Source organism: Hydrogenophaga borbori, from assembly GCF_003417535.1.
GTDB lineage: Bacteria > Pseudomonadota > Gammaproteobacteria > Burkholderiales > Burkholderiaceae_C > Hydrogenophaga > Hydrogenophaga borbori.
Genome location: NZ_QVLS01000005.1, coordinates 45,548 through 67,404, shown reverse-complemented (window position 1 = coordinate 67,404; position 21,857 = coordinate 45,548). Strand labels below are relative to the sequence as shown.

18 protein-coding genes are annotated in these 21,857 nt (G+C 73.5%); 2 read left to right on the top strand and 16 right to left on the bottom strand.

Going from position 1 to position 21,857, the window contains the following annotated elements:
• Positions 1-11: 11 nt before the first annotated feature.
• The 6 genes from DY262_RS09250 to DY262_RS09225 form a co-directional block, all read right to left on the bottom strand.
• On the bottom strand, positions 12-449 hold the full coding sequence (locus tag DY262_RS09250; protein ID WP_070400405.1) for a universal stress protein: 438 nt from the start codon (positions 447-449) through the stop codon (positions 12-14).
• A gap of 70 nt (positions 450-519) precedes the next feature.
• Positions 520-3,360 (bottom strand): molybdopterin-dependent oxidoreductase, encoded by a 2,841-nt coding sequence (locus DY262_RS09245; protein ID WP_116958637.1) that lies wholly within the window; start codon positions 3,358-3,360, stop codon positions 520-522.
• Positions 3,357-5,081 carry an NADH-ubiquinone oxidoreductase-F iron-sulfur binding region domain-containing protein gene (locus tag DY262_RS09240; protein ID WP_116958636.1) on the bottom strand — a complete coding sequence of 575 codons (1,725 nt, stop codon included), beginning with the start codon at positions 5,079-5,081 and terminating at the stop codon, positions 3,357-3,359. Before DY262_RS09240 ends, DY262_RS09245 begins: the two co-directional genes overlap by 4 nt.
• 76 nt (positions 5,082-5,157) lie before the next feature.
• The gene (locus tag DY262_RS09235) at positions 5,158-8,589 is read right to left on the bottom strand and encodes a hypothetical protein (RefSeq protein ID WP_116958635.1); all 3,432 of its coding nucleotides are present in this window, start codon (positions 8,587-8,589) and stop codon (positions 5,158-5,160) included.
• Positions 8,590-8,810: 221 nt separating this feature from the next.
• Complete coding sequence (locus tag DY262_RS09230; protein WP_147326198.1) at positions 8,811-9,293, bottom strand: hypothetical protein; 483 nt, start codon at positions 9,291-9,293, stop codon at positions 8,811-8,813.
• An 84-nt stretch (positions 9,294-9,377) separates the two neighbouring features.
• Positions 9,378-9,851 carry a type III secretion system chaperone family protein gene (locus tag DY262_RS09225; protein WP_116958633.1) on the bottom strand — a complete coding sequence of 158 codons (474 nt, stop codon included), beginning with the start codon at positions 9,849-9,851 and terminating at the stop codon, positions 9,378-9,380.
• 234 nt (positions 9,852-10,085) lie between these two features.
• Here DY262_RS09225 and DY262_RS09220 point away from each other — a divergent pair, with 234 nt between their 5' ends.
• Together DY262_RS09220 and DY262_RS09215 are read left to right on the top strand one after the other, a co-directional pair.
• A complete protein-coding gene (locus DY262_RS09220; RefSeq protein ID WP_116958632.1) occupies positions 10,086-11,180 on the top strand; it encodes a substrate-binding domain-containing protein in 1,095 nt (364 codons plus the stop codon).
• A 57-nt stretch (positions 11,181-11,237) separates the two neighbouring features.
• The gene (locus tag DY262_RS09215; protein ID WP_116958631.1) at positions 11,238-12,533 is read left to right on the top strand and encodes a serine hydrolase domain-containing protein; all 1,296 of its coding nucleotides are present in this window, start codon (positions 11,238-11,240) and stop codon (positions 12,531-12,533) included.
• A gap of 15 nt (positions 12,534-12,548) precedes the next feature.
• Here the strand turns inward: DY262_RS09215 and DY262_RS09210 are convergent, their stop codons facing one another.
• The 10 genes from DY262_RS09210 to DY262_RS09165 form a co-directional block, all read right to left on the bottom strand.
• Positions 12,549-13,220, bottom strand: coding sequence for a 2-hydroxychromene-2-carboxylate isomerase (locus DY262_RS09210; protein ID WP_116958630.1), 672 nt, complete (start codon positions 13,218-13,220; stop codon positions 12,549-12,551).
• Positions 13,217-13,441: a DUF1289 domain-containing protein gene (locus tag DY262_RS09205; protein ID WP_116958629.1), complete on the bottom strand. Its 225-nt coding sequence runs from the start codon at positions 13,439-13,441 to the stop codon at positions 13,217-13,219. Before DY262_RS09205 ends, DY262_RS09210 begins: the two co-directional genes overlap by 4 nt.
• On the bottom strand, positions 13,438-14,034 hold the full coding sequence (locus DY262_RS09200; RefSeq protein WP_425459288.1) for a YbaK/EbsC family protein: 597 nt from the start codon (positions 14,032-14,034) through the stop codon (positions 13,438-13,440). The genes DY262_RS09205 and DY262_RS09200 overlap by 4 nt, the downstream gene beginning before the upstream one ends.
• A 4-nt stretch (positions 14,035-14,038) precedes the next feature.
• Positions 14,039-14,950 (bottom strand): hydroxymethylglutaryl-CoA lyase, encoded by a 912-nt coding sequence (locus DY262_RS09195; RefSeq protein WP_116958628.1) that lies wholly within the window; start codon positions 14,948-14,950, stop codon positions 14,039-14,041.
• Positions 14,951-14,961: 11 nt separating this feature from the next.
• A complete protein-coding gene (locus DY262_RS09190; protein ID WP_116958627.1) occupies positions 14,962-15,882 on the bottom strand; it encodes a 2-hydroxyacid dehydrogenase in 921 nt (306 codons plus the stop codon).
• Between the two features lie 93 nt (positions 15,883-15,975).
• Positions 15,976-17,997, bottom strand: a complete 2,022-nt coding sequence (locus DY262_RS09185) for an acetyl/propionyl/methylcrotonyl-CoA carboxylase subunit alpha (protein ID WP_116958626.1) — start codon at positions 17,995-17,997, stop codon at positions 15,976-15,978.
• Positions 17,990-18,700 carry a dethiobiotin synthase gene (gene bioD / locus DY262_RS09180; RefSeq protein ID WP_116958625.1) on the bottom strand — a complete coding sequence of 237 codons (711 nt, stop codon included), beginning with the start codon at positions 18,698-18,700 and terminating at the stop codon, positions 17,990-17,992. Before bioD ends, DY262_RS09185 begins: the two co-directional genes overlap by 8 nt.
• On the bottom strand, positions 18,700-19,929 hold the full coding sequence (locus DY262_RS09175) for an 8-amino-7-oxononanoate synthase (protein ID WP_116958624.1): 1,230 nt from the start codon (positions 19,927-19,929) through the stop codon (positions 18,700-18,702). The genes bioD and DY262_RS09175 overlap by 1 nt, the downstream gene beginning before the upstream one ends.
• On the bottom strand, positions 19,919-21,235 hold the full coding sequence (gene bioA, locus DY262_RS09170) for an adenosylmethionine--8-amino-7-oxononanoate transaminase (protein WP_116958623.1): 1,317 nt from the start codon (positions 21,233-21,235) through the stop codon (positions 19,919-19,921). The genes DY262_RS09175 and bioA overlap by 11 nt, the downstream gene beginning before the upstream one ends.
• Positions 21,232-21,852, bottom strand: a complete 621-nt coding sequence (locus DY262_RS09165) for a DUF4126 domain-containing protein (protein WP_116958622.1) — start codon at positions 21,850-21,852, stop codon at positions 21,232-21,234. Before DY262_RS09165 ends, bioA begins: the two co-directional genes overlap by 4 nt.
• Between the last annotated feature and the right edge of the window lie 5 nt (positions 21,853-21,857).

Here is a 21,857-nt window from a genome sequence, read left to right as displayed (position 1 = left end):
CTCCCCGCGGCTCAGCCCTTGACGATCAGCACCGGGATGTGCGCGTGCGTCAGGACCTTCTGCGCGACGCTGCCCAGGATCAGGGCCTTGACCCCCTGGCGGCCGTGCGAGCCCATCACGATCAGGTCGCAGCCCTCGGCCTTGGCGGTTTCCAGGATGCCCTCCCACACCAGGTTGCGCTCGATGGTGTCGCCCGCGAACGGCACGTTCTTCGCGCGGCAGGCGTTGGCCACGCTGTCCAGCGCGTCGCCGGCCACGCGCTTGGCATCGCTCAGGTAGGCCTGCAGGCCCACGGCCGAGGCGTCGCCGATGCCAATGTAGGGGAAGGGGTCGATGACGTAGACGCCCACCACCTGCCCACCCGACTCGCTGGCCATCTGGGCCGCCGTGGCGGCGGCTTGGTGCCCCACCTCGGAGCCGTCGGTGGGAACGAGGATCTTCTTGAACATGCGGGTCTCCTGTGGTCGCGGGTCGATGGCCCATGAGGGGCCAGGGTCGCGGCCCGGGGCTTGAGGCAGGTCAGGCCGACGCCGCCTCGTGCGTCTCGGGCCGCACGTCCACCGCACAGTACTTGAGTTCGGCGATCTTGCCCAGCGGATCGAGCACGGGATTGGTCAGCAGGTTGGCCGCCGCCTCGGCGTAGGCGAAGGGGATGAAGGCCGTGTCGGGCGGCATCGCTTCGTCCACGCGCACCGGCAGGGCGATGGCGCCGCGCCGCGAGCGCACGCGCGCCAGCGCGCCCGCGCGCAGGCCCAAGCGCTCGGCGGTGGCGGGGTTCAGGCTCACCACCGGGCTGGGCTCGATCGCGTCGAGCACCGCGCTGCGCCGCGTCATGCTGCCGGTGTGCCAGTGCTCCAGCTGGCGGCCGGTGATGAGCACCAACGGGTACTCGCCGTCGGGCCGCTCGGCCGGCGGCACCAGCGCGGCGGGCACCAGGCGCGCGCGGCCTTCGGGCATGGGGAAGCCCTCTGTGAAGACCACGGGCTGGCCCGGGTCCTGCTCGTCGCTCACCGGGTAGGTCACCGCGCCATCGCGCCACAGGCGGGGCCACGACAGCCCGGCGATGCTGGGCATGAGCGCGCGCATCTCCTCGTACACGGCGCCGATGCCTTGCGCGCCGTCGCCGGTGCCCGAGCCGTCGGGCGCGATGCCATAGCCCCAGCCCAGGCCCAGGCGGCGGGCCAGCTGCTCGGTGATCCAGGCGTCGGCGCGCGCCTCGCCGGGCGAGGCCACGGCCTTGCGGCCCAGCTGCACGCAGCGATCGGTGTTGGTCACGCTGCCGGTCTTCTCGGGCCAGGCGGTGGCGGGCAGCACCACGTCGGCCAGCGCGGCGGTCTCGGTCAGAAAGATGTCCTGCACCACGAGGTGCTTCAGCCCCGCGAGCGCTGCGCGCGCGTGCGCGGCGTCGGGGTCGCTCATGGCCGGGTTCTCGCCCTGGACCAGCATGGCGCTGATGTCGCCGCGGTAGGCGGCCTCGATGATCTCGACCACCGTGAGCCCGGGCTCGGCGCCCAGGGTGCCGGGCGCCAGGCGCCACAGGGCCTCGGCGCGCTCGCGCGCCGAGGCGTCGTTCACGCGCGCGTAGTCGGGCAGCACCATGGGAATGAGGCCGGCGTCGCTCGCGCCCTGCACGTTGTTCTGGCCGCGCAAGGGGTGCAGGCCGGTGCCGGGCCGGCCGATCTGGCCCGTGATCAGCGAGAGCGCGATCAGCGCGCGCGCGTTCTCGGTGCCGTGCGCGTGCTGGCTCACGCCCATGCCCCAGAGGATCATGGCGCTCTTGGCGCTGGCGAAGGCGCGCGCGACCTCGCGGATCGCCTCGGGGGCGATACCGCAGACCGGCGCCATGGCCTCGGGCGTGAAGGCCGCGACGTGGGCCTGGATGGCGTCGAAGTCGCGCGTGTGCGCGGCGATGTAGGCGGGGTCGGTGAGGCCCTCGGCCACGATCACGTGCAGCATGGCGTTGAGCAGGGCCACGTCGCTGCCGGGCGAGAAGCCCAGGTAGCGCCAGGCGTGGCGCGCCAGCTCGGTGCGCCGCGGATCGGCCAGCACCAGCCGCGTGCCGCGGCGGATGGCGTTCTTGATCCAGGTCGCGCCCACCGGGTGGTTCTGCGCCGGGTTGGCGCCGATCAGCAGCACCAGCTCGGCGTGTTCGACGTCGCGCAGCGGGTTGCTCACCACGCCCGAGCCCAGGCCTTCCATGAGCGCGGCCACGCTGGAGGCGTGGCACAGGCGCGTGCAGTGGTCGACGTTGTGCGTACCGAAGGCCGTGCGCACCAGTTTCTGGAACAGGTAAGCCTCTTCGTTCGTGCCCTTGGCCGAGCCGAAGCCGGCCACCGGGCTGGCGCGGCCGCGCGCGGCGGTGGCGCCCAGCGCGGCGCGAAAGCCCGCGGCCGCGGCATCCAGGGCCTCGTCCCAGCTGGCTTCGCGGAACAGTTCGCGCACCTCCTGCGCGGTCTGGCGCCGTTCGATGGCCGTGGGGTCCTTGGGCGCGTCGGCGCGGCGGATCAGCGGGCGCGTGAGGCGCTCGGGGCTGTGCGCGTAGTCAAAGCCGAAGCGGCCCTTGACGCACAGGCGGCCCTCGTTGGCCGGGCCCGCGATGCCTTCGACGTGCGCGATGCGATCGTTCTCATCGACGTGGTAGCGCAGCTGGCAACCCACGCCGCAGAAGGGACAGACCGAGTCCACCCGCTTGAGCGAGGGCTGGGCGAAGGCGCCGTTGGCCGGCGCGAGGGCGCCCGTGGGGCAGGCCTGCACGCACTCACCGCATGCCACGCAGGTGCTGGCGCCCATGGGGTCGTTCTGGTCGAACACGATTTGCGCGTGGCCGCCGCGGAAGGCCAGGCCCAGCACGTCGTTGCCCTGGGTCTCGCGGCAGGCGCGGATGCAGCGCGTGCACTGGATGCAAGCGTCGCGGTTCACCGCCATGGCCGGGTGGCTGAGGTCCTGGCCGACGGCCTCGCGCGGCGCGAAGCGGCCGGCGCGCGCGCCGCTCTCGCGCGCCCAGTGCGCGAGTTCGCTGTCGTGCTTGAGCGCGGTGGTGGCCGGCGCGTCGGCCTGCAGCAGCTCGAGCACGGTGCGGCGCGCGTTGGCGGCGCGCGGCGTGTCGCTCCTGACCACCATGCCGGCCGTGGGCGCGCGGCAGCACGAGGGCGCCAGCACGCGCTCGCCGTCGATCTCGACCACGCAGGCGCGGCAGTTGCCGGCCGGGCGCAGGCCCTCGCTGGCGCACAGGCGGGGCAGTACCACGCCGGCGCGCTCGGCGGCGTCCAGCAGGCTCTCGCCGGGCGCGGCTTCCACCGCGCGGCCGTCGAGCGTGAAGGCAATGGGCGCCGCGGCGGGCGGCAGATCGCGGGTGCTCACAGGCCCACCTCCTTCGCGAAGAACCGGCGCACGCTGTCCACCGGGTTGGGCGCGGCCTGGCCCAGGCCGCAGATGCTGGCCTCGCGCATCACGGCCGAGAGTTCGTCCATGCGCTCGGCGTCCCAGCGCGGCGCCTGCATCAGGCGCACCAGCTGGCCGGTGCCCGCGCGGCAGGGGGTGCACTGGCCGCAGGACTCCATCTCGAAGAAGCGCATGAGGTTGAGCGCGGCGTCGCGCACGCCGTCGTGCTGACCCATCACCACCACGGCCATGGAGCCGACGAAGGCGCCGTGCTCGGCCAGGGTGTCGAAGTCCAGCGGCACGTCGGCCAGCGCGGCGGGCAGGATGCCGCCCGAGGCGCCGCCTGGCAGGTAGGCGTGCAGCTCATGGCCGGCCTGCATGCCGCCCGCGAACTCGTCGACCAGCTCGCGCAGCGTGATGCCCGCCGGCGCCAGGTGCACGCCGGGCGTGTTCACCCGGCCCGACACCGAGAAGCGCCGCAGGCCGTGGCGCCCGCGCCGGCCCAGCGCGGCCCAGGCCGCCCCGCCCTGCGCCAGCAGCGCGGGCACCCACCACAGGGTCTCCAGGTTGTGCGCCAGCGTGGGCCGGCCGAACACGCCGTTCAGCGCCACGATGGGCGGCTTCAGGCGCGGCAGGCCGCGCCGGCCTTCGATGGACTCGATGAGCGCGGACTCCTCGCCGCAGATATAGGCGCCCGCGCCGCGCCGCAGCTCGATGCGCGGCGGCCGGTAGTGCGGGAAGCGCTCGCGCAGGGCCTGCAGGCGCGGCGCCAGCGCCTCGATCTCGCGCTGCAGCATCGGCCGCAGGTCGTGGTACTCGTCGCGCAGGTAGAGCCAGACGTGGTCCAGGCCCACCACCTCGGCCGCGACCAGCACGCCCTCCAGCACCTGCGGCGCGCCCATGCTGAGCACCAGCCAGTCCTTGAAGGTGCCGACCTCGCCCTCGTCGATGTTGACCACGCCGTGGCGCGGGCCGGGCTGCGCGCGCACCGTGTCCCATTTGCGCCAGGCCGGGAAGCCCGCGCCGCCCAGGCCGCGCAGGTTGGCGGCCTTGAGTTCGGCGATCACGCCCTCGGGCGTGAGGTCGCCCGCCAGCAGGCGCCCCAGCTGCCCCAGGTCGTTGGGCAGCGGGTGTGGCAGCTGGCGCGGCCCGGTTTCGCCGCGCGCCACGTGGTCCACGATGGACTCGGCCGTGGCCTTGGGCAGTTGCCGCTGGCCGGCGCAGGCGGCCGGGGCCTGGTGGCACTGGCCGATGCAGGGGGCTTCCTCCACCGCCACGTCGGCGCGGCCCGCCAAGGCCTCGCGCGCGCGGGCCAGCAGGTCCTCGCCACCGGCCATGGCGCAGGCCAGGCTGGTGCACACGCGCACCGTGGTGGCGGGCGCGGCGGCCTCGTCGTCGACGACGTGGAAGTGGTGGTAGAAGCTCGCGACCTCGTAGACCTCGACCTGGCTCAGGCGCAGGCGATCGGCGAGCGCGGCGAGCTGGCCCCGGCGCAGGGCGCCCTCGGCGTCGTTGAGGCGGTGCAGGTGCTCGATCAGCAGATCGGGACGCGGCTCCAGGCCGGCACACAGAGCGGCCACGCGTTCGCGCGCGGCGGGCGCCACCTGGCGGCCTTTGGGGGTGCGGCGCGCAGCCCCACGCGCCTGCCGGTCCAGCGGGCGGATGGGGATGACCGCGCGGGTGTCGTGGGGCGGGTTCATCGTGCCGGCAGGCTAGCACCATGCACGGCACTTAATATGTTTTCGGCTGCCTATATGGACGCCGGTCGGCCCCGGCTCAGGACCCGGGGATGTCGTCGGTGTTCGTCCGGGGGGTGTCGGGCGCGGCGTCCCGGCCTCTGGACGAGGCCAGCAGCGACTGGGTCCGAAGGCGCTGCGCCTCTCGCACCTGCGGCGGCATCTGTACCGTGACCTGCGGGGGCGGTGCCTGCAACAGCCCCAGGTGACGCGCGCCCTGGCGCACCTGGGAGGCGAGCGCGGACGCCAGGTAGGCCAGCGCCACCAGCAGGCCGTCGGGGTTCCTGGGGTTGAAGCCGTCGCGCGGGGCCATCGCGGAGGCCCTGGGGTCGGTGGTTCTCAGGTAGCTCAGCTCCCGGCCGCGCAAGGCGCCGAGAAACCCGTTCAGCACCACCGCCACCCACTTGAAGAACAGCGCCAGCTCGTGCTGCCCCAGGTGGGCCGCCAGCGCCGACGCGGTGTTGAACGGGTCCTGGAGGCCGACGATGTCGCTGCGTCCGGCGATGTGGTCGGCCATGTGCGCGGGCACGGCCGCCGGTGGCAGGGGCACGCCGGGCTGCAGCAGGAAGTCGTCGTCGCCCAGCCCCAGGGCGCCTTTCAGCCAGGACACGAACCGGGCCGACAGGATGGCGATGTCGGGATTGAAGCCGTCCACCATTTCGTTCAGCGTCGACGGCAGCGTCTTCATCAGCTCGCGCAACAGCAGGTCGCCGGTGGAGCGCGGCGCGCCCCACCCGGCCATCTGTTCATCGAGGTGCCTGCCGAGGAAGAAGAGGAAGCCGATCGAGCTGCCCATGTAGAGGGCGTCGCGGCCGCAGTTCACGAAGAAGGTCAGCTGGGCGGGCAGGCCCGCGCCGCGCGCGTCGGTCAGGCGGAACAGGCGCGCCAGGGGCTGCGTGCCGCTCTGCATGACCTGCCGCAGCGCGCGCATGGCGTTCATGAGGTACAGCGCCTCGCCGAGGCCGAAGGGAACCTGGAGGCCGTTCGCCGCCGGCAGGATGCCTGTGCACAGCAGCAGCCCCGACAGGCACACCGTGTTCAGCACGGGGACGTACCGGATCAGGTTGTCCAGGATCGGGCTGGGGTTCAGCTGGTAGTCCGGCGACTTGGCGTGTTCGAGGTGGTACCGGGCCCACAACGACAGGACCCCGCAGACCCCACCCAGCAGCGGAAGGCTCCAGCCGCCCATGTAGTGCGCGCCCAGGCGCACCGCGAACATGGCCAATCCGTGCGCGCCGCCTTCGCGCACGCCGTTGGAGGCCACCCCCAGCGCGCGCAGCAGGATGGCGGGCGCGCTCATGGGCGGGTTGCGGCCGGCGTCGTTGCGCTCGGAATAGACCAGCTCGGACAGCAGGCGCCGCACCAGCAGGTACTTGTCGCGCCCGTCCGGGTCCGTGCTGGATTGCGCGATCTTCAACAGCGCGAGTTCCACGCGCTTGGGGGGCAGCGCCATCGCGCAGAGCAGGTGGTCGCACTGCTCGCCCGGGGTGAACTCGACGGCCTGCCCATCGGGGCCTGTCCGGGTGGTGGGCGGGTCCGACAGCCACGCCTGAACCTTGTGCAGGTCTTGATCAACCAGGGGCGCGTGTTCGCGCCAGCGGCTCAGCAGCTGCTGGTGGTGGTCCAGGGTCTGCGCCGACGCGTCCGGCCGGGCCGCACGGGGGTAGAAGATGTTCAACCGCTGGGGCGTTCTGGCCTTGTGGTAGGGCAAGGCAATGCAGAGCAGGCTGTGCTCGTGCTCGGCCATCAGGATCGCGGCGGCGCGCCGGATCAAGACGCGCTGGGTGTCGTCGAACGCTACCGCTTCCGCCAGCGCGGCCATCAGCGCCAGCGCGACGTTCGCGTCCAGGCCCAGGCGGTGGCGCAGCACCGCCAGCAGCGCATGCCCCGATGTCGACGCCGCCAACGCCGCCCTCACCGAGTCGAGCCACAGGGCCTCGGCGTGCTCGCGGTCCGTCTTGACGCCCAGCGCGTGCTGGTAATGCTCCAGGGCCCGGCCCAGTTCGGCCCGCTGGCGCGAGGGCTCGGGGTGGCGCTGGTACAGCAGGATCCACAGTTCCCGCACCCACTCCTCGGCCCCGATGCCCACGGGCACGGCGGGTGGCACCGCCAGGGCCCGGGCCTGGGTCGACACCAGCCGGTACCAGTCGCGCACGCGCTTCAGTGGCTGGTCGCCCCGCCGCAGGGCGATGCGGTGCCGGTAGACGTCATCCTCCAGCGCCAACAGGGCCGGGTACTGTTTCAGCAGCACCGTGTCTTCCACCAGGGTCGACAGCACCTGCCATTGCTGGGGCGGGGTCAGGTGGGCGAGCAGGCGCTGGAGCGCTGGCACCCCCCCTTGTTGCAGCACCCGCCGGCAAGCCTCGAGCCTCACGCCGAACCAGCGCGGGTGTTTGGTCAGCCCCCGGGGCTGGCACCCGTGCAAGGCGCCCACCCGGTTGATGAGCTGGCCCAGCGCGCCCAGGGCGTCCGGCTCGCGCGGCACCGATGGGGGCACCGGGGTCGGCGGCGCCTCGCCCGGCGCGGGCCACCGCTCGATCTCGGTGATCAGCCCGTCGAGGCTGGCGGCTGTCGACAGGCTCTCGCGCAGCAGGCCATGCCGCATGGCCGCGAGGCAGGACAACACCTCTTCGCGTTCGTCTTCCGACAGCGGCGTGCGCTCGCCCGAGTGCGCGCCCTCGCGCAGCGCACACTCCACCTCGTTGATCGCGCCCCAGAGTTCGGTGCCGGTGCGACCGCCAAACAGCTCGATGAGGGCGGCGTTGTCGCCTTCACCGTGTTTGCCCTTGCGCAAGCGATCGATCAAACCCCAGACGTCCAGCGGCGCCGGGGCCTGCCGGTCACCGGGGTGCGCGCCCCGGAGCAAGGCCGCGAGCAGCCGGTCTTCTTCCTTCACCTCGACGCTCTGCCGCATGGCCTCGATGAGGGCGGCGATCCGGCGGCCGTCGGCGTCGCCGATCGTGTGCATGTCCAGGAGCTCGCACAGGCTGAGCTCGACTTGATCGAGCGCCCTGAGCCGATCGATCCCCTCCAGCGGGCCCACCGAATCCCGGACATCGCTCAGGTCCGCGCCCTCCCGGTGGTCGAGCAGCAGGTGGACCACGTGCCGCGCCTGCCGGTCGGACAGCGGCGCCTGGCGCGCCGGCCATGGCGGGCGGCGGGCCTCAACGACCGGCTCGGCGATGGGCTCGGCGATGGGCTCGGCGATGGGCTCGGCGGTCGCCTCGGCGTCGGCGGTGGCCTCGTGCAGCAAGGGCTCGAACAGGTTGTTGAACGCCTTCAGCTCGTGGCGCCGGGCCCGCAGGCTCTCCTGCCCCACCCGCAGCACTTGCACGACGGCGTCGTACAGCGCCGGCCCCCTCAATGGCCCGAACAGGCTGCCGCGCGGGTCCTGGGGGTCCCACTGACCGGTCCAGTAGCTGTCGAAGACCGCCTGGGGGTCGAACACCGCGCCGCCCAGCAGCTCGTCCACCGACTGGACGACGCTGGGCTTCAGCGGTGACGCCTGCGCAGGGTCACCGCCCCGCTGTGCGCCCTGGCCGCCCGGCCGGTCTCGGAGCGTGCCGACCGGCGCCGAGGCCGAGCGATGCAGGGGGAGCGCCGTGGACGGCCGGGATGCGAAGGGGTTCATGGAGAGACCAGCGGGTCAATGGAAAGGGAGGCCACGGGGCTCGCGTCGGCCCGCGCGGCGCATCAGGACCAGGCCTCGGGAAACAGCAGGCCTCGGCGCCACCGCTCGGCCTGACTGGCCAGGTGACGCAGGCGCACGCGGAACGCCGCTTCCGCGCCTTCGGCCAAACAGAGTTCGTCCGTCAGGCACACGGCGTCGGCGCCGGCCTCCAGGCCGAGCACCGCGCCGCGGCCCCGCAAGGCGATGAGCAGATTGCCCTGCAGCAGGCTCAGCAGCATCGGCAGCGGATCGGGTCCGGGCAGCGGCCCCAGCACGCAGACCACGCGCGCGTGGTCGGGCCGGTTCTCCAGGTCGTGCTGCAGCAGCACCGTCTCGGTCCCCACCTTGCACTGGGCGGCGAGCAGCGACCCGGGGTCCTGCGACGGGTTCAGCGCGACGTCGAGCGCGACCGGGTACCAGGCGCAGCGCATGGCCGCCAGCCAATCCACCAGGTGGCGGCGCGGGTCGTGCGTGGCGAAGCGAAACATCGGTGGTGGGGTTGGCATGGGCGAGCGCCCTCCTGCCGGCCGAGCCGGCGCCGAAGCACATAGGGAACACAGGCCGGCTGGGGCGCGCAGGGCCCGCGCCGCTCAGGCGCGCAGGCCGGCGCTCAAGCCGTCGGCCAGGGGCGCGGCGCCCAGCAGGTGGTCTTCCCGCCAGCGCCGCGCCATGTGCGCCAGGCCGGTCATGGTGGCCACCAGCAGGCGCGCGCTCGCGGTGGCCAATGGCACCACGTGCAGCAGGTGCAGGCGGCGATCGCCCGGCTCATAGCCGGCCACGGTGCCCGAGCCGGCCGTGAGCTGGCTCACGCGCAGCAACTGGCGCAGCGCGGCCTCGGCCAGGGCGGTGCCTTCGGGCACGGGCCCGAGCGGGCAGGCCACCGTGAGGCTGGCCGGCGCCTGCCGCGGATCGCAGAGCAGCGTCACGGGCATCGAGGCGATCTCGAAATCGAAGAGAAACGGCCCCTCGCCCCGTGGCAGGGCGAGGGGCCGGTCGGCGGGCAGTTCCTCGGACAGCGCGTTCAACAAGCGCTCGAGCAATTCGGGGGCTGGGGGTTCGGTCATGCGGGGCGTCCTGTGTGTTGCCGAAACGCTCACGAGGCCCATCCATCCCATCCTCGCGAACGCCTGAACGTCATTCATGCAAAAGGCGGACCTTAGGTATCCACTTGGCCGATGCTGGTTCTCTACCAATTCATCACGTCAGGAAACGGACAGGACCCAGCCACCGCACCGCTCGATCGGCCAGCGCGCGGCCGCTCGCTTAATATGTCCGGCCATTCACATAGCCACCGCGCCATGGCCTCCCGCCCCCCGTCCGCACCGCTGCGCGTGAGCCTGCAACCCCGCTGGCGCGTGGGCCGCGCGGACGATGCCCCGCTCGACGCCACCCCCCTGCTCGAACTGCTGGCCACGGTGCAGGCCACCGGCAGCATCGCCCAGGCCGGGCGCGAGGCCGGGCTGTCCTACCGGCACGCCTGGGGCCTGCTGCGCCAGGCCGAGGCCCTGTTCGGCGAACCGCTGCTGCTGCGCGGGCGCGGACGCGGCTCGGCCTTGACCGGGCTCGGCGAGAAGCTGGTGTGGGCCGACGCGCGCATCGGCGCGCGCCTGCAGCCGCTGCTGGAGTCCCTGGCCTCGGAGCTCGAAGGCGAGCTGGGCCGCGTGCGGCCGCACGCCCTCGCCGTGGCGCGCCTGCACGCCAGTCACGGCTTCGCGGTGGCCGCGCTGCGCGAGCAGCTGGCGGCGCGCCAGGTGCCGGTGGAGCTGCGCTACCGCTCCAGCCTGGAGGCCGTGGCCGCGCTGGCGCACGGCGAGTGCGACCTGGCCGGCTTTCATGTGCCGCTGGGTGAATTCGAAGCGGCGGCCGCGCAGCGCTACCTGGCCTGGCTGCGGCCCGAGCAGCACCGCCTGGTGCACCTGGCCGTGCGCACGCAGGGCCTGTTCGTGGCGCCCGGCAACCCGCTGGGCCTGCGCGGCCTGCAAGACCTGGCGCGGCCCGGCCTGCGCTTCGTGAACCGGCCCGAAGGCTCGGGCACGCGCGTGCTGATCGAGCTGCTGCTGCAGCGCCAGGGCATCGCGCCGCGTGCGCTGCTGGGCTACGACAACACCGAGTTCACGCACGCGGCCGTGGCCGCCTACGTGGCCAGCGGCATGGCCGACGCCGGCATCGGCGTGCAGACGGCGGCGCACCGCTTCGGCCTGCACTTCATCCCGCTGCTGCGCGAGCGCTACTTCTTCGCGGTGCCGGCCGACGCCTCGCAGCGCCCCGGCCTGCGACCGGTGCTGGCGGTGCTGCGCTCGCCGGCGTTTCGCGCGCGGGTGGCGGCGCTCAAGGGCTACGAGGCGGCGCAGACCGGCCGCGTGCTGACGCTGGCCGAGGCCTTCGGCGGCTGAGCCGTCTTGACGCTCGCGCAGGGGCGCCGTCTACTGGACCGCCCGGAGGAACACCCCATGCGATCCCTGCTGCTGTCCCTGTCCCTGCTCACGGCCCTGCCCGCACCCGCCGCGCCCCCCGACGCCGAGGCCAGCGACCCCGCCCGCCTGGGCTGGATGAAGGGCGCGCCACCGCCCGCCGAGCGCACCATCCGCTTCGCCGACGGCAGCTACGCCGACTTTCCGGCCTGGCGCTGGACCGTGGCGCACTTCCGCGAGCTCATGCCCACGGTGCAGGTCTCGCGCGGCCTGGGCGCACCGCGGCCGCTGCCGCGCGCCGAGCGCGGCGACATCGACGGCCTGCGCTTCACCCCGCTGGGCGGCGGCGAGCCCATCACCTGGGCGCAGTCGCTGGCGCTCAACTACACCGACGGCATCGTGGTGATGCACCGTGGCCGCATCGTCTACGAGCGCTACTTCGGCGCGCTCACCGAAGAAGGCCAGCACGGCCTGATGTCGGTCACCAAATCCTTCACCGGCCTGCTGGGTGCGGTGCTGGTGGCCGAAAGCCGGCTGGACCCGGACCGGCGCGTGGACCACTACGTGCCCGAGCTCGCGGCCTCGGCCTTCGGCAGCGCCACCGTGCGCCAGTTGCTGGACATGACCACCGGCATCCGCTTCAGCGAGGACTACGCCGACCCCCAGGCCGACGTCTGGCAGCACGCGCAGGCGGGCAGCCCCCTGCCCAAGCCCGCCGGCTACCAGGGCCCGCGCAGCTACTTCGAGTACCTGCAGACGGTGCAGCCCCAGGGCCGCCACGGCGAGGCCTTCGGCTACAAGACCGCCAACAGCGACGCGCTGGGCTGGGTGATCGCGCGGGTCAGCGGCCAGTCGGTGGCCGAGCTGCTGTCACAGCGCCTGTGGCGGCGCATCGGCGCCGAGCAGGACGCCTACTTCACGGTCGACTCGATCGGCACGCCCTTCGCGGGCGGCGGCCTCAACGCCGGCCTGCGCGACCTCGCGCGCGTGGGCGAGCTGCTGCGCCACAACGGCCGCCTGGGCCGCGAGCAGATCCTTCCGCGCGCGGCCATCGCCGACATCCGGCGCGGCGGCTCCAAGGCCGATTTCGAGAAGGCCGGCTACGCCCTGCTCAAGGGCTGGAGCTACCGCAACATGTGGTGGGTGACGCACAACGAACACGGCGCCTACATGGCCCGCGGCGTGCACGGCCAGGCGCTGTACATCGACCCGAAGGCGGAGATGGTGATCGCGCGCTTCGCCTCGCACCCCACGGCCGGCAACGCGGCCAACGACCCGAACTCGCTGCCGGCGTACCACGCGCTGGCCAAGCACCTGATGAAGGCGCGGCGCTGAGCCCGCGCCCCGCGTTCAGCGCCGCTGCACGCCGACCGCCGTGCGCGCCGCGGCCTCCCAGGCGCCGCCCTGGAACCAGGCGTCGCCGTCCAGCCAGGCCTTGAGCATGGGCAGGGCGTCGAAGCCCCAGAAGAGGCGCCCGTCCACCACCAGGGCGGGCACGCCGAACAGGCCCAGGGCCAGGGCCTCTTCGCCGTTGGCGCGCAGCCGCTGCTTCACGGTGTCGCTGTCGGGCGCCAGCCAGGGCCGGCCGCGCTGGGCCATGTGGTCTTGCAGCCGGGCCTGCAGATCGGCCAGGCGCGCCGGATCGGCCGCATCGGCGCCGCCATGCCACACGTGCTGGAACAGCAGCTCGGTGACGTAGCGGCTGGTCTCGCCGGGCGCCTCGTCCACGGCGGTGGCCAGGCCCAGGCGCAGCAGCGGCAGCGGGTTGAAGGGGTGGGTGGCGGGCAGGTCCAGCCGGATGCCCTGCGTGTGCGCGAGCCACTGGACCTGGCGGTAGGTCCAGTCGCGCTTGGCCGGGATCTCGGCCGGCCCCAGCTGGCCGTGCGCCTTGAGCAGGCCGGCGAACAGCACCGGCCGGTGGTGCAGCACGACGCTGTGGCCCATGAGCGCCTGCGGCAGCGCCGCGAAGGCCAGGTGCGCGTAGGGCGAGATCGGGTCGTAGAAGAACTGGATGTCTTTCATTCAGCGATCACTTCCCGGGTTTCCAGCTGCGCCCACACGGCCAGCTTGTCGGCGTCGCTCATGCGGCTCCAGGCGCCGATCTCGGCCAGCGTGCGCAGGCAGCCCACGCACTGGCCTCGGTGCTCGTCGAGCCGGCACACGCTCAGGCAGGGCGAGGGCACGGCCACGCCGGGCTGGCGCATGCGGGCGCGCTTGAAGTTGGGGCGCTCGGGCGCGTTCATGCGCGATCCGGCGCCGGGCCGCCCCCGGCCGGCCCCGCCCCCGCGGTGGGCAGCGACCCGCGCAGCGGCGGCGCGTGGGGGCCCTCGTCACCCTGGACCACGTCGGCCACGGGCGCGCCGGTGTAGCGCTCCAGCTCCTGCGGCGTGAGCGGGAACACCGCGTGCGGGTGGCCCGCCGCGGCCCAGACCACGTCGAAGCGGAACAGCTCGCGGTCGATCAGCGTGACGGGCTCGTGGGCGTGCGCCAGCGGCGACACGCCGCCGATGGAAAAGCCGGTCTGCGCCTTGACGAAGTCGGCGTCGGCGCGGCCCAGCTTGTGGCCCTCGCCACAGACCAGGGCCTGCACGCGCTTCTCGTCCACGCGGCGGTCGCCGGAGGTGATGACCAGCACCGCGCGTTCGTCGCCCTTGCGGCGGAAGATGATGCTCTTGGCGATCTGCCCCAGGGCCACGCCCAGCGCATCGGCCGCCTGCTGCGCGGTGCGCGCGGCGTCGTCGAGCATCACGGGCGCGTGCGCGTGGCCCAGCGCGGCCAGGCGCTCGGCCACGCGGCGGATGGCGGGAGAGGTTTGCAGTTCGGACACCGGTGTCATGCGATCAGCCCTGGCGCTTGGCCAGCACGGCGCGCGCCACGCGCGAGTTGGTGGGCCGGCCCAGCTGCTGGCTGATGTAGGCGCCGGCGTCGATCAGGGCATCGAGGTCGATGCCGGTGTCGATGCCCATGCCGTGCAGCAGGTAGACCACGTCCTCGGTGGCGACGTTGCCGGTGGCGCCCTTGGCGTACGGGCAGCCACCCAGGCCGGCCACGGAGGCGTCGAACTGCCACACCCCCATCTCCAGCGCGGCCAGGGTGTTGCCCACGGCCTGGCCGTAGGTGTCGTGGAAGTGGCCCGACACCTGGTCGACGCCGTAGTGCTTGAAGGTGGCCTCGAAGGCGGCCTGCACCTTTTTCGGCGTGCCCACGCCGATGGTGTCGGCCACGCCCACGTGCTCCACGCCGATGCCCTTCATGAGGCCGGCGAGGTAGTCCACGCGCGAGGGCGGCACCTCGCCTTCGTAGGGGCAGCCCACGGTGCAGCTCATGGCGCCGCGCACGGCGATGCCCTTGGCCTTGGCCGCCGCCACCACGGGCGCGAAGCGCTCGATGCTTTCGGCGATGCTGCAGTTGATGTTCTTCTGGCTGAAGGCCTCGCTGGCGGCACCGAAGACCACGATTTCGTCGGGCCGGTCGGCCAGCGCGGCCTCGAAGCCCTTCAGGTTGGGCGTCAGCACCGAGTAGCGCACACCGGCGCGGCGCTGGATGCCCTGCATGACCTCGTGGTTGTCGGCCATCTGCGGCACCCACTTGGGGCTCACGTAGCTGGTGACCTCGATCTCGGTCAGGCCGGCGGCCTGCAGGCGGTGCACCAGATCGATCTTGACCGCGGCGGGCACGGGCTGCTTCTCGTTCTGCAGGCCGTCGCGCGGGCCGACGTCGACGAGCTTGACGCGCGCAGGGAGCTTGTTCATGGGATGTCCTTTCAATAACCGCGCTGGCGGTCCACCTCGCCCGCCACGGGTTCGCCGCGTTGCAGCGCGGCGATCTTGCGCGCGATCTGCGCGATGCTTTCTTCGCGCAGGGTGCGGGCCGATGTGTGCGGCGTGAGCGTGATTTTCGGGTGGTTCCAGAAACCATGCCCGGCGGGCAGGGGTTCGGTGCGAAAGACGTCGAGGGCGGCGCCGGCCAGGTGACCGCTGTCGAGCAGGGCCAGCAGGTCCTCGTCCACCAGGTGGGCGCCGCGCGCGAGGTTGACGAGGTAGCCGCCGGGCCGCAGCAGGCCCAGGGTGCGGCGGTTCAGGATGTCCTGCGTCTGGGGCGTGAGCGGCAGCAGGTTGACGAGCACGCGGCAACTCGACAGGAAGGTGTCGAGCTGCGCCTCGCCCGCGTGGCAGCGCACGCCGTCGATCGTTTTGGGCGAGCGGCTCCAGCCGTGCACGGGAAAGTCGAACACCGTGAGCGCGCGCGCCACGCGCTCGCCGAGCACGCCCAGGCCCATCACGCCGACCGGGAAGTCGGCGCGGGCGCGCGGCTTGCGGTAGCTCCAGCGGCCCTCTCGCACGTCGGCCTCGTAGGCGTCCAGTTCACGGAAGTGGCGGATCACCGCGTGGCAGGCGAACTCGGCCATCTGCACCGACATGCCGGCGTCGTCGAGCCGCACGAGGCGCGTGGACGGGGCGACGCGCAGGCCCAGCAGGGCGTCCACGCCGGCGCCGGTGTTGAACGCGGCCTTCAGGCCCGGCTGCTCGTCGAAGAAGGCCTGGGGCGGCGCCCAGACCACCGCGTAGTCGGCGGCGGCGGCGCCGGGCTGCCAGACGCTGACGGTGGCATCGGGCAGCGCGGCCTGCAGGCCCTCCTGCCAGGGTTCGGGCTTCTGTTGGCTGAGGCAGACGGTGATGTGCATGGTGTGAATGCTAGGGGAGACGCCGCCGGGTCGTCCCAGGGCGACTCGCGCCCCTCGGGAGCGGCGATGCCGCGCCGCGCGCGGCGTGGGGCCCTAGTGCGCGGCCAGCTTGAGCAGCTCCGCGCCCTCGGCCACCTGGTCACCGGGCGCGTAGAGCAGCTCGGCCACGGTGCCGTCGGCCGGCGCGGCGATGGTGTGCTCCATCTTCATCGCCTCCATCACCGCCAATGGCTGGCCCTTCTTCACCGCGTCGCCGGCCTTCACGGCGAAGGACACGACCTTGCCGGGCATGGGCGCGGTGAGGCGGCCGCCCTCGCCCTCGCCTTCGCCCGCGTGGGCCAGCCGATCGATCTCGACCAGGCTGGTGGCGCCGCGCGCGCAGAACACGTGCACGGTCTCGCCCGTGGTCCAGGTCTGCACGGTGTCGCGGCGGCCGGCGAACTGCAGGTCGAAACGCTCCCCCTGCGCACCGGGTGCCAGGGGCTCGACCACCAGCGGGCCCTGCACGTCGCCCAGCGCGAGCGTGAGCGCGCCGCCGCGCCCGTAGGTGAGCGTGGCCTGCAGCGTGGCGCCGGCGACCTCGAAGTCGAAGCGGCGCGTGGTCAGGCCGTGCGAGCGGAAGCCGTCGCGGCGCGAGAAGGGGTCGGCGCCTTCCAGGGCGCGTTCGCCCAGCAGGGTCTGGGCCACGGCGGCGGCCACGGCCGTGGGCGTGCCCACGCGGTCCTGCTGGAACAGCACGGCCGATTCGCGCGGGATGAGCGCCGTGTCCAGCCGCGCCTTCGCGAAGGACTCGCTGGCCACCACGTGGCGCAGGAACTGCACGTTGGTGGCCAGGCCGACGATGCGGGTCTCGGCCAGGGCCGCGTCCAGCCGCGCCAGGGCCTGCTCGCGGTTGTCGCCGTGCACGATGAGCTTGGCGATCATGGAATCGTAGAAGGGGCTGATGGCGTCGCCCTCGCGCACGCCGTCGTCCACGCGGGTGGGGCCACGCTCGAAGGCGGTGTGCGCCGGCTTGCGGTAGACCTGCAGCGTGCCGGTGGCGGGCAGGAACTGGTTGTCGGGGTTCTCGGCGCAGATGCGCGCCTCGATGGCGTGGCCGTTCATGCGCAGCTGGTCCTGGCGCAGCGGCAGGGGCTCGCCCGCGGCCACGCGCAGCTGCCACTCCACCAGGTCCAGGCCGGTGATGGCCTCGGTCACCGGGTGCTCCACCTGCAGGCGCGTGTTCATCTCCATGAAGTAGAAGCGCATGGCCTCGGGGTGGTCGTAGCCCTCGGGCTGCTCGACGATGAACTCCACCGTGCCCGCGCCCACGTAATTCACCGCCTTCGCGGCCGCCACCGCGGCCTCGCCCATGCGCTGGCGCAGCGCGGGCGTCATGCCGGGCGCGGGCGCTTCCTCCAGCACCTTCTGGTGGCGCCGCTGCACCGAGCAGTCGCGCTCGAACAGGTAGACGCAGTGGCCCTGCGTGTCGCCGAAGACCTGGATCTCGATGTGGCGCGGGCGCTGCACGTACTTCTCGATCAGCACGGCGTCGCTGCCGAAGCTGTTGCGCGCCTCGCGCTGGCAGCTCGCCAGGGCGGCGGCGAAGTCCTCGCTTTTTTCCACCACGCGCATGCCCTTGCCGCCGCCGCCCGCGCTGGCCTTGATGAGCGCGGGGTAGCCGATGCGGTCGGCCTCGCGCTGCAGCAGGGCCGGATCCTGGTCGGCACCGTGGTAGCCGGGCACCAGGGGCACGCCGGCCTTTTCCATCAGGCGCTTGGATTCGGCCTTCAGGCCCATGGCCTCGATGGCCGACGAGGGCGGGCCGATGAAGACGAGGCCGGCCTTGGCGCAGGCATCGGCGAAGGCCTCGTTCTCGCTGAGGAAACCGTAGCCCGGGTGCACGGCCTGCGCGCCCGTGGCCCGCGCGGCCGCGAGGATGCGCTCCCACTGCAGGTAGCTGTCCTTGGGCGCGGAACCGCCGATGTGCACGGCCTCGTCGCAGGCGGCCACGTGCTTGGCGCGCGCGTCGGCGTCGGAGTACACGGCCACGGTCTTCACGCCCAGGCGGCGCGCGGTGGCGGCGACGCGGCAGGCGATCTCGCCGCGGTTGGCGATCAGGATCTTGTCAAACATGGGAGGGTCTCCGGGTGGATGGCCACGCGGGCGCGTGGTCCAGGGTGAGGTGCGGCGCGACGGCGCGCGGCGTGGGATCGGCCAGGTGCGGCACGCGGCCCCAGCAGGGCGCCCGCAGCAGCTGCTGCAGCGTCTGCAGGTTGTGATCGGCGTGGGTGAAGTCCGGGTCGACCGCGTTGGCCACCCAGCCCACCAGCCGCAGGCCACGCGCGCGCACGGCCTCGGCGGTGAGGGCGGCGTGGTTGAGGCAGCCCAGGCGCAGGCCCACCACCAGCAGCACGGGCAGGTCCAGCTCGACCGCGAGATCGGCGGTGTCCCAGTCCGGCAGCAGGGGCACGCGAAAACCACCGACGCCTTCGACCACCAGCAGATCGGCGCGCGCCGCGAGCGCGCGCGCCGCCGCCAGCACGGCCACGCGCTCCACCGGCCGGCCCTCGCGCGCGGCCGCGATGTGCGGCGCACAGGCCTCGCGCCACTGGAACGGCCCGACCTCGGCCTCGTCCAGCCCCAGGGCCTGGGCCGAGTGCAGGTGGCGCACGTCCTCGTTGAACCAGCGGCCGTCGGCGTCCTGCCGCTGGCCGGCCGCCAGGGGCTTGAAGGGCGCCACGCGCCAGCCCCGCGCCTGCAGCGCGTGCACCAGGCCGGCGCTGACGCAGGTCTTGCCGATCTCGGTGTCGGTGCCGGTGACAAAGAGGCCCTGCATCAGGCCACCTCCAGCGCGGCGGACAGGGCGGCGCGCTCCAGGGCGTGCAGCAGCTGGTCCACGTCCTCGGGCGCATGGCTGGCGCACAGGGTCACGCGCAGCCGCGCGCTGCCCGTCGGCACCGTGGGGGGCCGGATGCCCGGCACGCGCAGGCCCTCGGCCTCGAGCCGCGCCGACAAGGCCATGGCCGGCGCGTTGCCGCCCACCACGAGGGCCTGCACCGGCGTGTGCGAATCGATCAGCCGCCAGCCCAGGCCGGGGTGGCGCGCCAGCAGGGCCTGGGCGCCCGCGCGCCACTGGGCAACGCGCTCGCGCAGTGCGGCGCGGCGGCGCCGGCCCTCGGGACCCTGGATGAGGCGCAGCGAGGCGAGCACGGCATGCTCCAGCAGCGGCGGCGCGGCGGTGGAGAAGATGTAGTTGCGCGCGCTCTGCAGCAGGAACTCGATCACGCGGTCCTGCGCCACCACGAAGGCGCCCGCCAGGCCTGCGGCCTTGCCCAGGGTGCCCATCAGCACCAGGCGCGGGCTGCGCAGGTCCAGCAGCTGCAGGGCGCCCAGGCCGTCTTCGCCCAGCACCCCGAAGCCGTGCGCGTCGTCGACCATCAGCAGGGCGTCGTGCGCCTCGGCCAGGGCCAGCAGCTCGCGCAGGGGGGCGATGTCGCCGTCCATGCTGAACACGCTGTCGGTGGCGATGAGCTTGCGCGCCGCCGTGCTGGCGGCCAGCCGCGCGGCCAGGGCCGCGGTGTCGGCGTGCGGGTAGACGCTCACGCGCGCCCGGGCCAGGCGCGCGCCGTCGATGAGCGAGGCGTGGTTGAGCTGGTCGCAGAAGAGCTCGACCTCGGCGTCGCCCAGCGCGGTGAGCACGCCCAGGTTGGCCATGTAGCCGGTGCAGAAACCCAGCGCGCGGGCCCGCGGGATGTGCCCGGCGAAGGCCTCGCCCAGCCAGGCCGCGACGGCCGCGTGCGCGGCGCTGTGGCCGCTCACCAGCGGCGAGGCGCCCGAGCCACCGCCCCAGCGCCGCGCGCCCTCGGCCAGGGCCTCGGCGATGGCGGGGTGCGCGGCCAGGCCCAGGTAGTCGTTGCCGCAGAACATGAGCAACTCGCGCGCACCGCCCTGCGGATCGCGCACGCGCTGGCGCGGCGCGGTGCCGCTGTCGGCCACGCGCAGGCGCCGCCGCAGGTCGCGCGCGTCGAGGCCGTCCAGGCGCTGGCGCAGGTGCTCAAACCACATCGTTCAGCGTGTCCGTGACGGCCTCGGCCAGCCAGGCCGCGGTGGGGGGATCGACCAGGTACGGCGGCATGAGGTAGACCGTGCGGCCGATGGGCCGGATCAACAGCCCGTGCGCGCGCCCCGCGAGGTGGAAACGCTCGGCGACATCGGCCGCCGCGCCCGGCAGGTCGAAGGCCAGGATGGTGCCGCGCTGGCGCAGGTGCGCCACGCGAGGGTCCTGCGCCAGCGGCGCGAAGGCCTGGGCCAGCCAGGCGGCCTGCTCGGCGCAGCGCGCCTCCTGGCCGGCGTCGAAGCGGTCGAGCACCGCGTTGGCGGCCGCGCAGGCCAGCGGGTTGCCGGTGTAGGAATGCGAGTGCAGGAAGGCCCGCGTGGGGTCGTCGGACCAGAACGCCTGGAACACGGCCTCGCTGCCGAGCACCACCGACAGCGGCAGGGTGCCGCCGGTGATGCCCTTGGACAGCAGCAGGAAGTCGGGCCAGTCGGCCGGGCCGGCCGGCTCGGTGTGCGACCAGGCGAAGAAGCGCCCGGTGCGCCCGCAGCCGACGGCGATCTCGTCGGCGATCAGGTGCACGCCGTGCGCCGTGCACAAGCGGCGCAGCTCGCGCAGGTAGTCCGGCGAATGCATCACCATGCCGGCGGCGCCCTGCACCAGCGGTTCGATCAGCACGGCGGCCAGTTGGTCGGCCTCGCTCGCCAGCAGCGCGGCCAGCGCGGCCAGCGCCTGGTCTTGGTTGCCGAGGCGGCTGTCGGGCGCGTCCACCAGGCGGCTGCGCATCAGCAGCGGGTCGTAGGCGTCGCGGAAGATGGCCACGTCGGTCACCGAGAGCGCGCCCAGGGTCTCGCCGTGGTAGCCGCCGCGCAGGGCGACAAAGCCGCGCTTGCCCGCGCGGCCCTGGTTGCGCCAGGCGTGAAAGCTCTGCTTGAGCGCGATCTCGACCGCGCTCGCCCCGTCGCTGCCGAAAGAGGCGTGCGCCAGCGCGCCGCCGGTGCGCGCGCACAGGCGCTCGGCCAGGCGCACCACGGGCTCGTGCGTGCAGCCCGCCAGCATGGCGTGCGGCAGCGTGTTCAGCTGCGCGGTGATGGCCGCGCGCAGGCCCTCGTCGCTGTGGCCGAACAGGTTGACCCACCAGGAGGAGATGGCGTCGAAGTAGCGCCGGCCCTCGCTGTCGAACAGCCAGGGGCCTTCGCCGCGCGCCAGGGGCAGCGGCGGGCGCTGCGCGGCGCGCGCCATCGAGGTGCAGGGGTGCCAGACGCGCGCCAGGCTGCGCGCGGCCAGCTCGGGCATGAGCGATCCGTTGTTCGTCATACCGGTTCTTGAGCCCGCCCCAGCGCGCGGCGCCAGACGGCGCGCAGGAAACGGAACAGCGTCCACGTGATCCACCACATGGCCAGCACGATAACCACCAGCAGGACCGCAAACACCAGGGGGTGGTTCGTGGCCAGCCACAGCGCGGCCACCACCAGGCCGTCTTCGAGCAGGCTCAGGCCCAGGTTGGTGAAGGGCTCGGGCGAGGCGTTGGCGGCCGCGCGCGCGCTGGTCTTGGCGGCCTGGCTGGTGGCCGCCAGGGTGCCGCCCAGCAGCGCGGCCATCAGCGCCAGGGTGGCGCTGTCGGCGCCCAGCGCGCCGGCGGCGAGCGCGGCGCCGGCCGGCACGCGGATCACGCTGTTGACCAGGTCCCAGAGGGAGTCGACCCAGGGGATCTTGTCGGCGAAGAACTCGATGAAGAGCATGAAGCCGCTGGCGCCCAGCAGCGCGGGGTGCTGCAGCACCTGCAGGCCGGGCGGCAGCTCCAGCCAGCCGATCCAGCCCGCCAGGCCGGTGAGAAAGACCACCAGGTACAGGCGCAGACCACTGGCCCAGCCGAGCGCGGCGGCCAGCGCCAGCAGCTCGGGGGTGCCCAGGTGGTTCAGCGCGTCCTGCATGGCCG